The organism is uncultured Pseudophaeobacter sp., from assembly GCA_905479575.1.
GTDB lineage: Bacteria > Pseudomonadota > Alphaproteobacteria > Rhodobacterales > Rhodobacteraceae > Pseudophaeobacter.
In genome coordinates, this window is sequence record CAJQNB010000007.1 from 78,107 (window position 1) to 91,214 (window position 13,108).

Below are 13,108 nucleotides of genomic sequence, written 5' to 3' on the forward strand. Positions count from 1 at the left end.
TAAACTTCCAAGCTGTATCAAAAAAACAAGAAGAATGCCGTGAGGCAACCGGAGGCGCCATGTCTTATCTCGACAATATCCGAACCTTTGTGCGTGTCTATGAGCTGGGCTCGATGTCGGCGGCGGGGCGGGATCTGCGGGTTTCTCCGGCGGTGACTTCGGCGCGGATTTCGCAGCTGGAGGATTACCTGGGGGTGCGCCTGTTCCAGCGCACCACCCGCAATCTGACCGCAACTGAACAGGGCCAGGCGTTTTATTCCGGCGCGGTTTCGGTGCTGGAGGCAGTGGATCAGGCCGAGGCCCAGGTGATGCATCTGACGGATACGCCGCGCGGCACCCTTTTTGTGGCGGCTCCCTTGGGGGCGGGCCGGCGGCTGGTGGCGCCGGAGGTGCCAGCCTTTCTGGCAGAATACCCAGAGATCAACATGCGCCTGCGGCTGTCAGACCGGACGGTGGATCTGACCACCGAAGGGCTGGATCTGGCGTTTTTCCTGGGGCAACCGGAGGACAGCAATCTGCGCATTCGCAAGATTGCTGACTGCCAGCGGGTGCTCTGCGCGGCGCCGGATTATCTTGCCCGCCACGGCACACCAGAGCGGGGGGAGGATCTGGTTGGCGGGGCGCATAATTGTTTGAACCTGCGCTATCCTGGCGCCAGCGAGTTTCAGTGGATGTTGCAAAGTGAAGACGGGCCGAAACGCTTTGCGGTTTCCGGGCGCTATGAATGTGACGATGGTGATGTGCTGATAGACTGGGCCCTGGCCGGGGAAGGCATTGCCCTCAAGCCGGTGTTTGAGGTGGCGGAGCATTTGATCTCGGGGGCGCTGGTGGCGGTGGCGAAGCAGAGCCCGCCGGTGCCGGTGCAGATGGCCTGTCTTTATACCCACCGTCGTCACCAGGACCCAAAGACGCGGTTGTTTATGGATTTTATGACCCAACGCATGGGCGCCTCGGTGCGCGCCGCCGAGGCATCTGTTGCCGTTTGCGCGCCAGGCGAAAACTAATGTCGCGAGGCCAAAAGGGAAGCTCTCGCCTGTGAAGTAAAAGAGGGCTCCCACTCAGCTTTGTTAAGGGGGGGGCTCCCGCCTCCGGTGACATGCCCTGCCGGGCCCGTCCCGGTCTTGGGCCCGGCGCCGCTGTCGCGGCGCAGAAAGAAAAACTGCTGAGAAGCGCTTCAGGAGGCAGTCTGCCTCTGAAGACGCCCTGTCGAGTTTAAACCTGTTCTGCCCGCCTCAAGGGCAAGCCGGGCAGAGCCCGGCGGCTGCGCCGCCCTTGACCCGGTCAAAACAGAGGGTCGGGGCAAAGTGCGCCGGTCAGCTGCCGCGATAGGTGGAATAGCCAAAGGGTGAGAGCAGCAGGGGCACGTGATAATGGGCCTCTGCATCACTGATGCCAAAGCGAATGGGCACTTGGTCCAGGAACAGGGGTTCGGCGCTGGCCTGATCACCGGCCTGGCCGCTGGCGCGCAGATAGGCGCCGGCGTCAAACACCAGCTCGTAGGTGCCGGGGGTGAACTGGTCCTGGGGCAGGATGGGGCTGTCGGTGCGCCCATCGGCATTGGTATTCATCTGGGCCAGCTGGTGGCGGCTGTCGCCGTCGATCCGGTAGAGAGTGATGGGCAGATCGGCGGCAGGGCTGCCCTGGGCGGTGTCCAGAACATGGGTGGTCAGATATCCGGTCATTTCAGAGGCGCTCCGTGAGATGTGTGCTGCATTTTCCTGCATGACTATGGATTTTGCTGCAAACACCGCTGCTTTGACAGTGTATTCGGGAATATTTGAAAAAGAAGCCGCGCCTTTTACAATAGCAAGAGAGAATAGGCCGGTTTTGCCGTTTTTGACGGCAGAGCGGTGGACAGAGGTTAAGAAAGAGACGCAGCGCATGAACAGATATCCGCGCAATATGATTGGCTACGGGGCGCAGGCTCCAAACGCAGCCTGGCCGGGAGCGGCGCGTGTGGCGGTACAATTTGTGCTGAACTACGAAGAGGGTGGCGAGAATTGCACCCTGCATGACGACCCCGCGTCCGAGGCCTTTTTGTCCGATATTGCCGGGGCTGCGCCCTGGCCGGGGCAACGGCACTGGAATATGGAATCGATATATGAATATGGCGCGCGGGCTGGGTTTTGGCGGCTGCATGACATGTTCACCGCTGTCGGGATTCCGCTGACAATTTATGGCGTGGCGACGGCGCTGGCGCGCTCTCCCGATCAGGTGGCGGCGATGAAATCTGCCGGCTGGGAGATCGCCAGCCATGGCCTGAAATGGGTCGAGCACAAAGATATGGCCCCGGAAGACGAGCGCGCGGCCATTGCCGAGGCGGTGCGGCTGCATACCGAAGTGGTCGGGGAGCGGCCGCGTGGCTGGTACACTGGCCGCTGCAGCGCCAATACGGTGCGGCTGGTGGCAGAAGAGGGTGGCTTTGACTATGTCTCGGACACCTATGATGACGATCTACCCTATTGGCTGGAGGTCGGTGCGCGCGACCAGCTGGTGATCCCCTACACGCTGGAAGCCAATGATATGCGCTTTGCCACCGCACCGGGTTATATTACTGGCGAACAGTTCTTTCAGTATCTGAAGGACGCCTTTGACCTGCTCTATGCCGAGGGGGCAAATGGCGCGCCCAAGATGATGAGCGTCGGGTTGCACTGTCGGCTGATTGGTCGTCCTGGAAAAGCGGCAGGGTTGAAGAAGTTTCTTGAGTATATTCAGGGCTTTGATCATGTCTGGTGTCCGCGCCGTATCGAGATTGCCGACCATTGGGCCAAGACCCATCCGCATCAACGCCGGGAGCGTGCCAGCCAGATGGATCTTGCGCGGTTTGTCGAGGTCTTTGGCGGTATCTTTGAGCATTCCCCCTGGATTGCCGAGCGCGCCCATGGGCTGGAGCTGGGCCCGGCGCATGACACCGCAGGGGGGGTGCATAATGCCCTGTGCCGGATGTTCCGCTCTGCCAGCGAGGACGAACGCCTGGGCGTTTTGACCGCGCACCCGGATCTGGCGGGAAAACTGGCGGCGGCCAAACGACTGACCGCAGAGAGCACCACGGAGCAGGCCAGCGCCGGGCTGGATGCGCTGACAGATGCAGAGCGGCAGCGGTTTAGTGCGCTCAACAGCGCCTATGTGGACAAACACGGCTTTCCCTTCATCATTGCAGTGCGGGACTACGACAAGGCCTCGATCCTGGCGGCCTTTGAACGGCGTATCGACAACAGCCGCGCCGTGGAATTTGCCGAGGCCTGCAAACAGGTGGAGCGCATTGCCGAGTTCCGCCTGCGCGATCTGGTGCCAGCATGAGCGCGCCGGAGAACAAGATCGCCATTCAGCCGATAAGCGCTGCGGGGTTTGCCCCCTTTGGCGATCTGCTGCAGGTCACTGGCGCGCCGGACAAGATCATTAATCAGGGGCTTTGCGGTCGCTACCATGATCTGGCGCAGATGGATTTCTGTGACGGTCGGGCGGGGCTGAGCCTGTTCAATGCGGAACCCCGCACCCTGCCGCTGGCGCTGACGATGATGGAGCGCCACCCGCAGGGAAGTCAGGCCTTTATCCCGATGAGTGAACACGGGTTTTTGGTGATCGTGGCCCGGGATGCGGGCGGTGCGCCCGGCACACCGCTGGCCTTTGAGACCCAGCCGGGACAGGCGGTGAATTTTCACTGCGGCACCTGGCATGGGGTTCTGACACCTTTGCATGCGCCGGGGCTGTTTGCGGTTGTGGATCGCATTGGTGCTGGCGCCAACCTGCAGGAACACTGGTTCGAGACGCCTTTTGTGGTGGAGCGAAGCTGACAACGACGAGAGGGACCACCCAAAGAAGGTGGCGATCTTGAAAACCAACAGAACGAGGGAATATGAAAATGGCTGATGGCGCTTTAGGAACACCTGCGCAACTGCGGGATCCGAATTACACTCCACCGCTGGCGCGCGCGGTGCCGCTGGGCATCCAGCATGTGCTGGCAATGTTTGTCTCCAATGTCACCCCGGCGATCATTGTGGCGGGGGCTGCGGGCTTTGGCTTTGGGTCTGACGCCGGCGCGTTGGGCTTTCCGGATATGCTGTATCTGATCCAGATGTCGATGCTCTTTGCCGGGGTGGCGACCCTGTTGCAGACTGTGACCCTGGGACCTGTGGGGGCGGCGCTGCCGATTGTGCAGGGGACATCGTTTGCCTTTTTGCCGATCATGATCCCGCTGGTGGCGGGCAAGGGCGTGGATGGCCTGGCGGCCTTGTATGGTGGGGTACTGATTGGCGGTATCTTCCATGGTCTGCTGGGGCTGGTGATCGGCAAGATCCGCTTTGCGCTGCCGCCGCTGGTGACAGGGCTGGTGGTGACCATGATCGGTCTGGCACTGGTCAAGGTTGGTATTCAATATGCGGCCGGCGGGGTGCCTGCGATTGGCACGCCTGAATATGGCTCCTTGTTGAATTGGTCGGCGGCCTTGGTGGTGATCTTTGCCACCCTGGGGCTTAAGTTTTTTGCCCGCGGCATGCTGTCGGTTTCGGCGGTGCTGTTGGGTCTGATTGTCGGCTATATCTACGCGCTGATGATGGGCATGGTGACGGTCGAGGCGATTGGCAGCAGCTGGTCGCGGGCGGCAAGTTTTGCCCTTCCAGTGCCGTTCAAATACGGGTTTGAGTTCTCCTTTGCAGCCATTCTGGGCTTTTGTCTGATGGCCTTTGTGTCAGCAGTAGAGACCGTTGGTGATGTCAGCGGGATCACCCGTGGTGGCGCCAAGAGGGAGGCCACGGAAGAGGAAATCACCGGGGCTACCTTTGCCGATGGTGTTGGCTCGGCAGTGGCCGGGATCTTTGGCGGCCTGCCAAATACCTCGTTCAGCCAGAACGTCGGACTGATCGCCATGACCGGCGTGATGAGCCGCCATGTGGTCACCATCGGGGCGCTGTTCCTGATCCTGTGTGGTCTGGTGCCCAAGGTCGGAGCGATCATTCGCACTATTCCGATTGAGGTGCTTGGAGGCGGTGTCATCGTGATGTTTGGCATGGTTGTGGCCGCCGGGATTTCGATGCTGTCCGATGTGAACTGGAACCGGCGCAATATGGTGATCTTTGCCATATCTTTGTCGGTTGGTCTGGGGCTGCAGTTGGAGCCGGGGGCGGTGCAATATCTGCCGGGTACGCTGAAGGTGCTGATGACCAGTGGCTTGCTACCGGCTGCATTGATTGCAATCGTCTTGAACCTGGTCCTGCCTGCAGAACTGGCGGATGAAGCCACCGAAGAAGTCTCTGGCGGCATGGCAGGGCATGGTGATGGCAGCCTGCCTGGAGAGTAGGGTTTTTAGAAGTCAAAAAAGGGGGAGCTCCCGTCCAAACTGAACCAATCAAAGATTGGACCAGTTTAGTTGGGCCCAGCGCCGCGCTGACGCGCGGCGCTTTTCTTTTTCTGAGAGGTTCTGAAGGGGCGGGTTTGCCCCTTCAGAACCCTTTCAAGCCTGTGGCGCCGCATCCTGCCTCAAGGGTGAACCGCGCTTGCGCGCGGCAGCCAAGGCTGCCCTTGACCCAGGATGCGGCAAGAAACTGCCTTTTCCATAGGGCGTGGCCGCGCCGCGCAAAGCGCGGCGCTGGGCCCAACGGGAGCGCTGCAGCTGTGCTGCGGCAGCGACGGGCGGGAGAGCCGGGCTTTGGCTTCTTAGGGGCGGGCCATCAGGCGGGCGACATCCAGCATTCGCGCCGAAAAGCCCCACTCATTATCATACCAGCCAAAGACCCTGACTTGCTGGTCGCCAACCCGTCGGATTTCCGGCGCTGCAAGCACCAGGGATTCTGGCCGCGCTCGCAAATCTGACGACACCAGTGGCATGTCGGTCCAGCCCAGCACTTCGGATGCCGCGCAACCGGCCTGCAGGGCTGCGATGAAACGGTGCTCCTCAACCGGGCTGTGCAACTGCGCCACCAGATCCACCGCCGAGACGCTGGCAGTGGGCACCCGCACGGCGGCGCCGCTGATCCGGCCTTTGAGATGCGGCAGCACCTCGTCAATCAGATGGGTGGCCGAGGAGGTCGTTGGCACCATCGACAGGGCGCCCGCCCGCGAGCGGGCAAAATCGCCCCGTGGCGCATCAACCATGGGCTGCGAGTTGGTGTAGCAATGGATGGTGGTCATATGGGCGCTGGCAATGCCGCCGATCTCATCCACCAATTTGACCAGCGGGGCCAGCCCATTGGTGGTGCAGGAGGCGTTGGAGACAATCCGCGCTGCTCCCAACTGGTCCTCATTGGCGCCATAGACCACCGTTTGCTCTGCGGCGGGCGAGGGACCTGAGATCAAGACCTTCGTGGCCCCCGCCGCCAGGCCACGCTGCGCAACATCCGAGCTGCGGGCAATGCCGGTGCAGTCCAGCACCACATCCACCCCGGACAGATCGACCCGGGTGAGGTCGGCCTCATGGCGAAACGGGATTTTCTGCTCCAGCACGCTCAGCGTGCCGCCCCCATGGGTCACCGCATGGGGGAAGGGCCCAAAGGTGCTGTCGTATTGAAACAGATAGGCGCAGATATCCAAGGGGGCAATGTCATTGATCAGGGCGATCTCGACGGCCTCGCCGCGCGTCGTGGTGAGGATCTGGCGCAAAATGGCGCGACCGATGCGGCCAAACCCATTGATGGCAATTTTCATAAGCGCAACTCTTTAGCGTTCCGGCTCCCCCGGGGATGGGGGCAGTGCACCGGGATCTGTTCAGGGGATTTACCTTGGCCGATCAAGATCAAACCGGCGTCTGGTGGCTACATGGGTGATGTTACTTACGGGGACAGATCAGGGTGGCAAAATAGGCCCCTGTGATGTTGCGATACAGCGAGTCGAGATTGGCGCTGCAGCCGGTCGCTTTGCGAAAGGCCCGCACTGCCTGGCGGGCGCTGAGCACCGCAGGCGGGCGATTGGGCTGTAGCTCGGTGTTGAGCCGAACCGCGCGATACAGCCCCGGCGCCTGTTCCGCGGGAGCGACAACCCAGTTGCGTCCCAGAACGGTGACGTGTTTCTCCGCTGATGCCTCCTTGGCCCCGGACCCGGTCGGCATCAGGCAGGTGGCAAGCGTCAGGCACAGACCAAGCGTCAGGGCTTGGGCAGCGGTCCGCGCGCGCGGCAGTGGACGGGGTCGGGGATAGAGCAGGGGGCGGGGGATCATCAGGAACAGCTCCGGCGGTCAAAGATATTTGCCGCCAGCCTAGCGTTGCATCGGCGCTTTGCAATGGTGATCTCTGCCAGCGGCACAAAGAACCCGGCAGGGGCTATGACCGCACCAGGGGTTGTCACCAGTCCGGCCGCACAGGCTGTGGGGGCTGGCCATTGGGGGACAGGTGCAGCCTGCAGGGGCAGGCTACGGGTCCTGCCTACAGGCTCAGGGGCATGTGGCGGTTGACATCTTTATACAGCAAGTAGCGGAAAGGCCCCGGTCCGGCGGCATAGCAAGCCTGTGGGCAGAAGGCACGCAGCCACATGAAGTCCCCGGCTTCGACCTCGACCCAGTCTTTGTTCAGCAGGTAAACCGCCTTGCCCTCCAGCACATAAAGCCCGTGCTCCATCACATGGGTTTCCTCAAAGGGGATGACGCCGCCGGGCTGAAAGGTGACAATTGTCACATGCATGTCGTGGGACATGTCCTCGGGATCCATAAACCGGGTGGTGGCCCAGCGATCCTCGGTGTCGGGCATCGCATTGGGGGCGATGTCCTGCTCGTTGCAGACAAAAGCCTGGGGTTTGTCGAGACCGGGGGCGGATTGCCAGCGCTTGCGGATCCAGTGGAAACTGGCACTGGCTTCGCTGCTGTTGTGCAACTGCCAGGCGCTGCCAGCGGGCAGATAGGCAAAGCTGCCCGCGGTGAGACTATGTTCTGCGCCGTCTATGGTCAGCTGCAGTGCGCCATCGGTGACAAACAGACCGCTCTGGGCTGAGGCATCAGTTTCAGGGCAGTCAGAACCACCCCCCGGCTGAAGTTCCACAATATATTGCGAGAAGGTCTCGGAAAAACCGGTCATGGGACGGGCGATGACCCACATGCGCATGCCAGTCCAGCCGGGCAGGAAAGAGGTGGTGATATCGCGCATGGTGCCGCGCGGGAGTACCGCATAGGCATCGGTGAAAACCGCTCGCCCGGTGAGCAGCTGCTGCTGGCCGGGGAGGCCGCCTTTGGGGGTGAAATAGCTGCTTTGGCTCATGGTGCGTCCTTGCTCGATACCGTCGCTGCCATCGGGGCAGGTCACAGGCAATATGCGGGTGTCCGGGCGCCGGTCCAAGCAACACAAGGGCGATAACTACCTTCGTAATTTTTTGAAAACGGCCATCGCAATGGCAGTGCAGCGGCCGTTTTGGACAGCGTCCGGTACAAAAGCCCGGAAATGGCAAAACAACAAACCCAAAGACGCCGAGGGTCTGTTCAGGCCCTGGGGCAGGCTGGATCAGAGATCGTCCACGGCATTGGTTTGGCGCAGCTCAGCGGCGCAGATCTGCAGCCCCTGTATCAGCGCGTCGCTGCGGCGGTTTGGGTGTAGACCACTGGCCGCCGAGCTGCCCAGCACCACCGGTGTATTGCCGGGCCGTGACAGCGCCACCGCGTAGCCAGCTATGCCGGGTTCAAACTCGCTGTCGGTGATGCAGTAGCCGCAGCTGCGGGCCTCGGCGATCTGTTGCAAAATCACCTCCCGGTCCAGAATCGATTGCTCTGTGTGACGCGGGATCTTCACGCGGTGCAGTAGCTCGGCGGCCTCGTCCTGGGGCAGGCAGGCCAGCAGCATCCTGCCAAGGCTGGTATGCACCAGCGGGATATGCGCGCCCGCAGTAAAGCCAAAGGTGACCGGTCCGCTCTCGGTGGTGGATTGCGCCAGCAGCAGCACCCGATCCTGATCCAGGATCGCCAGGCTGAGTTCACTTTTCAGATCGCGCGCGTGTTGGTTCAGGGTGGGTTGAATTCGGCGACCAAACTGATTGGCCTGCAAAAAGCCGCCGGCCAGGGCCAGAACCCTGGGGGTGAGGGACAGCATGCGGCCCTGTTGGCGCAGATACCCCGCCTGTACCAGCGTCAGCGCGCCGCGCCGCGCTGTGGCGCGATCCTGGTTGGTGCGCCGGGCGATCTCCGCCAGGGTCATGCAGGGCGTGGCCGCATCAAACACGGCCAGAACGGCCAGGCCTTTGGAAAAACTGGAAGAAATATTTCGGTCTTGTACTGGTTTGGTCATGTAACCTGTCGCTTGTCAAAAATGATTATTGGCTGTGACCTTGACAATGGTCGGAACACACAACAAAAATTGGTCGTATGTGAAAACATAAGTACGTTTAACGAACTTTGTCAAGGGCGCGAAAGCGCCATTCACAGTGTGCAGAGCCAAAGGATAGAGCCAGCCATGATCAGCCAGGAATTGAACGATAGCCTCACCCGTGTTGGCAAAGGCAGCGATGCCGGGGAGGTTTTGCGGCGCTACTGGCAACCGGCGGCTTTGGTGGATGAGCTGGAAGGTGTCCGCCCCGTGGTGCCGGTGCGGCTGCTGGGGGAGGACCTGGTGCTGTTTCGCGACAGTGAGGGCGAGCTGGGCCTGATCGGGCGCCACTGTCCACATCGCGGCGCCGATATGTGTTTCGGCCGCCTGGAGGACAACGGGTTGCGCTGCCCGTTCCATGGCTGGCATTTCAACCGGGCCGGTCAATGTGTCGAACAGCCCGGCGAACCGGCGGGCAGCCGGATGCATGAGAAGATCCAAAGCACCGCCTACCCAGTGATGGAAAAGAACGGCATCATCTGGGCCTATATGGGGCCGGGCACGCCGCCGGACTTTCCCGCACTGGACTGTTTCCGCGCGCCCTCCAGCCATGTCTTTGCCTTCAAGGGGCTGTGGGACTGCAACTGGCTGCAGGCGATGGAGGTGGGGATTGACCCGGCGCATGCGTCATTCCTGCATCGGTTCCTGCAGGACGAAGACCCGGCAGAGGCCTATGGCAAGCAGTTCCGCGACACCGCTGGCAATACGGAAATCCCGATGACCAAGCTGCTGCGCGATTTCCCCCGCCCTGAAATCACCGCCGAAGAGGCGGATCATGGGCTGAAAATCACCGCCCTGCGCGATCTTGGCGATGGGCGCACTCATGTGCGCATCACCAACCAGATCTTCCCGGAGGCGATCTGCATCCCGATGTCGCGCGAGATGACCATTACCCAGTGGCATGTGCCGATCGACGACAAATCCTGTTATTGGTATTCCATGTTCACCAGTTTTGACCAACCGGTGAACAAGACGCTGATGCGCGAACAACGTCTCAAGGAACACCGCCTGCCGGATTATGCCCCCCTGAAAGGTCGCCATAACAACTACGGCTTTGATCCAGAGGAGCAGCAGCGCGAGACCTATACCGGCATGGGGCTGGATATCAATGTGCATGACCAATGGGCGGTTGAAAGCATGGGCGCCATTCAGGACCGCACGCAGGAACACTTGGGTAAGACCGATGTTGGCATCATCCGCTACCGCCGCCAGTTGCGCGCTGCAATTGCTGCGGTAAAAGAGGGGCGCGATGAGGATCTGCCGATGTATGGCGGGCTGGACCTTGCCACCGTTTTCGGGCCAGTTTCCAATGACTCGATTGCGCAGGATGGTGATTGGGAACGTGCCGCACAGGAGGCTGATCTTCAGCGTCGCGGCGCCTGTTCCTGGGATGCCAAGGTCTAGACGACCAATCAGTGCAGGGTGATAGACGGACCACGGGGGCAGCCAAGGGGCTGGTGCCGCAATAAAAGGTGAAATGTGCAATGGCTGAAGATCTGGCGACAGGGCTTGCAACGGGGCGCTTGGCACGGATGGGGCTGCTTGCCCCACAGGCGCTGGCGCTGGCAGAGGATGTCCTGGCCAAGGCCCGGGCGCAGAACATTGAAACCCTGCGGGTGCTGTTTGTCGATCAGCACGGTATCCTGCGCGGCAAGACCCTGGTTGCGGAGGCCTTTGAGGGGGTGTTTCGCTCTGGGCTGAACATGCCCTCGACCCTGCTGCTCAAGGATACGTCACACCGGACTGCCTTTGCGGTCTGGGAGGCCGAGCAGGGCGATGGTGGCGCCTTTGTGCCCATGCGCGGCGCCGGGGATGTGCTGTTGGTGCCGCGTCCGGAAACCTTTCGAGTGCTGCCCTGGTCGCCGCATTCCGCCTGGATTCTGTGCGACCCGGTGCAGACCGATGGCAGCCCTATCAGCTTTTCCTCAGCCCAGGTGCTGCGCCGGGCCACTGCCGATCTGGACGCCCAGGGGCTGGAGGCGATTTTTGGCCTGGAGGTGGAGTTTCAGATCTTTGAACGGCTGGATGCGGCGCTGGATCACAGCCAAAGCACCATGCCGGGCGCACCGGTGGCCACCCGCAATCTGACCCAGGGCCATCAGTTCCTGACCGAAAGCCGCTACAGCGACTGTGAGGCGGTGTTGGATGACATCCGTCGCAATGCGCAGGCGCTGGGGCTACAGGTGCGCTCGGTCGAGATCGAGATGGGGCCGAGCCAGTTTGAATTCACCTTTGCGCCGCTGCCGGCGCTAGAGCAGGCCGATGCCATGGTGATGTTCCGCACCATGGTCAAAGAGCTTTGTGCCCGCGCCGGGTTGCACGCCAGCTTTATGGCAAAGCCGCGTCTGGACAACGCCATGGCCAATGGCTGGCACCTGCATCAATCGCTGCTGGAGCGCAGCTCTGGGCGCAATCTGTTTGAACCGGGTGCGGATGGCAGTCTGACTGCGCAGGCCTCGGGCTGGATTGCGGGTTTGTTGACCCATGCGGCGGCCTCCTCCCTGATGATCGCGCCAACGGTGAACAGTTATAAACGCTACCAGCCCTATCAACTGGCGCCGGATCGCATTCAGTGGGGGCAGGACAATCGCGGCGCCATGCTGCGCGCCCTGATGCAGCCGGGAGACGCCGCCTCAAGGATAGAAAACCGCGCCCCTGACAGCTCGGCCAATCCCTATTTTGCCATTGCCGCACAGATCCTGGCGGGCGCTGCCGGGATGGCGGCGGGCCTGCAGGCCCCGGCGCCGACCAGCTCCCCCTATGATACCGGCGCCGCGCGGCTGCCGCGCTCGCTGGGGCAGGCGCTGGACAGCTTTGCCAGCTCCGATCTGTTTGCCGACACATTGGGCCCCGAATTTGTCAGCTACCTGGCACAGTTGAAACGGTTTGAATGGGAACGCTACCTCAATACCGTCAGCGAGTGGGAGCAGGCGGAGTATTTCAACCTGTTCTGAAGCACCTTTTGCGGCGCTCAAGATGGTTATGAGTAAAAGCGACAAGCTGGGGCGTATTTGCGTCTTGAACGCGCCCCGGCGCGCTGGTACTTGTGGCCTTGTGTATATGGGAGAACCGTCGCGGCGCTGTTGGGCTTTTAGGCCCCTGCGTAAGCCCGGTGCCGAAGGAGCAACCGCCCCGGAAACTCTCAGGCAGCAGGGACCTTATACACGAAAGACTCTGGAGAGAGCGCGGGGAGAGCCCGCGCCGCCGAAGGGATAACGATCTCAGGCAAGCGGACAGAGGGGGCATCGAACTGTGCGGGCCGGGTGCGCGCGCGGGGATGCCGGAGAGACTTGACCAGATCCCACTGATCAAGCCGGCCCGAATGTCCGGCTCCCTGTTGGGGGTGGGAAGGCCAGATCAAACCACCGGGCAAGGTGCTCCGGGGCAAGCATAACGGGATGAGAGCGATGAAATTTACCGAAGAACACGAATGGCTGGACGTGGACGGCGATATTGTGACCGTGGGCATCACCGCCCATGCTGCCGAGCAGCTGGGGGATGTGGTCTTTATTGAACTGCCCGAGGTTGGCGACGAATTTGCCAAAGACGATGAAATCGTGGTGATTGAATCGGTGAAGGCCGCCTCTGACATCCTGTCGCCACTGGACGGCGAAGTTGTCGAGGTCAATCAGGCCCTGACCGAGACCCCCGGCAAGGTGAATGACGATCCACAGGGCGATGCCTGGTTCTTCAAGCTCAAGGTCGAAGACCTGTCGCCGATGGACGACTACATGGAAGAAGCCGCCTACAAGACTTTCATCGGATAAGATCTACAGCCCGTCGCACCCCTGGTTCGGCGGGTTTTGCTTAGCAGCTGCAGATTGGCTTGATCGCTT

At 61.4% G+C, this 13,108-nt stretch carries 12 protein-coding genes and 1 riboswitch; of the genes, 7 read left to right on the plus strand and 5 right to left on the minus strand.

Annotated elements, in window-relative coordinates; translation table 11 throughout:
• The first annotated feature begins 59 nt into the window (after positions 1-59).
• Complete coding sequence (locus QZ268_RS02550) at positions 60-1,004, plus strand: LysR family transcriptional regulator (protein ID WP_295447502.1); 945 nt, start codon at positions 60-62, stop codon at positions 1,002-1,004.
• A 309-nt stretch (positions 1,005-1,313) separates the two neighbouring features.
• Here QZ268_RS02550 and uraH read toward each other — a convergent pair whose 3' ends face one another.
• Positions 1,314-1,682 (minus strand): hydroxyisourate hydrolase, encoded by a 369-nt coding sequence (uraH, locus tag QZ268_RS02555; protein WP_295447504.1) that lies wholly within the window; start codon positions 1,680-1,682, stop codon positions 1,314-1,316.
• A gap of 199 nt (positions 1,683-1,881) precedes the next feature.
• Here uraH and puuE point away from each other — a divergent pair, with 199 nt between their 5' ends.
• From puuE to QZ268_RS02570, 3 genes are all read left to right on the plus strand, one after another.
• Positions 1,882-3,300, plus strand: coding sequence for an allantoinase PuuE (puuE, locus tag QZ268_RS02560; protein WP_295447506.1), 1,419 nt, complete (start codon positions 1,882-1,884; stop codon positions 3,298-3,300).
• Positions 3,297-3,794, plus strand: coding sequence for an ureidoglycolate lyase (locus QZ268_RS02565; protein WP_295447508.1), 498 nt, complete (start codon positions 3,297-3,299; stop codon positions 3,792-3,794). The genes puuE and QZ268_RS02565 overlap by 4 nt, the downstream gene beginning before the upstream one ends.
• A gap of 68 nt (positions 3,795-3,862) precedes the next feature.
• A complete protein-coding gene (locus QZ268_RS02570; RefSeq protein WP_295447510.1) occupies positions 3,863-5,296 on the plus strand; it encodes a nucleobase:cation symporter-2 family protein in 1,434 nt (477 codons plus the stop codon).
• A 356-nt stretch (positions 5,297-5,652) separates the two neighbouring features.
• Here the strand turns inward: QZ268_RS02570 and QZ268_RS02575 are convergent, their stop codons facing one another.
• From QZ268_RS02575 to QZ268_RS02590, 4 genes are all read right to left on the minus strand, one after another.
• A complete protein-coding gene (locus QZ268_RS02575) occupies positions 5,653-6,639 on the minus strand; it encodes a glyceraldehyde 3-phosphate dehydrogenase NAD-binding domain-containing protein (RefSeq protein WP_295447512.1) in 987 nt (328 codons plus the stop codon).
• 121 nt (positions 6,640-6,760) lie between these two features.
• Positions 6,761-7,147, minus strand: coding sequence for a hypothetical protein (locus tag QZ268_RS02580; protein WP_295447514.1), 387 nt, complete (start codon positions 7,145-7,147; stop codon positions 6,761-6,763).
• A gap of 205 nt (positions 7,148-7,352) precedes the next feature.
• Entirely contained in the window at positions 7,353-8,177 is an 825-nt protein-coding gene (locus QZ268_RS02585) for a bifunctional allantoicase/(S)-ureidoglycine aminohydrolase (RefSeq protein WP_295447516.1), read from the minus strand.
• A gap of 240 nt (positions 8,178-8,417) precedes the next feature.
• On the minus strand, positions 8,418-9,194 hold the full coding sequence (locus QZ268_RS02590; RefSeq protein ID WP_295447518.1) for an IclR family transcriptional regulator C-terminal domain-containing protein: 777 nt from the start codon (positions 9,192-9,194) through the stop codon (positions 8,418-8,420).
• A gap of 165 nt (positions 9,195-9,359) precedes the next feature.
• On the opposite strand from QZ268_RS02590, the gene QZ268_RS02595 reads away from it, so the two are divergent.
• From QZ268_RS02595 to gcvH, 3 genes are all read left to right on the plus strand, one after another.
• Positions 9,360-10,676 (plus strand): aromatic ring-hydroxylating dioxygenase subunit alpha, encoded by a 1,317-nt coding sequence (locus QZ268_RS02595; protein WP_295447519.1) that lies wholly within the window; start codon positions 9,360-9,362, stop codon positions 10,674-10,676.
• 80 nt (positions 10,677-10,756) lie between these two features.
• Positions 10,757-12,226, plus strand: a complete 1,470-nt coding sequence (locus tag QZ268_RS02600; RefSeq protein ID WP_295447521.1) for a glutamine synthetase family protein — start codon at positions 10,757-10,759, stop codon at positions 12,224-12,226.
• Positions 12,227-12,436: 210 nt separating this feature from the next.
• Positions 12,437-12,519, plus strand: a riboswitch (glycine riboswitch).
• 160 nt (positions 12,520-12,679) lie between these two features.
• Entirely contained in the window at positions 12,680-13,039 is a 360-nt protein-coding gene (gene gcvH / locus QZ268_RS02605) for a glycine cleavage system protein GcvH (RefSeq protein WP_295447523.1), read from the plus strand.
• Positions 13,040-13,108: the final 69 nt, after the last annotated feature.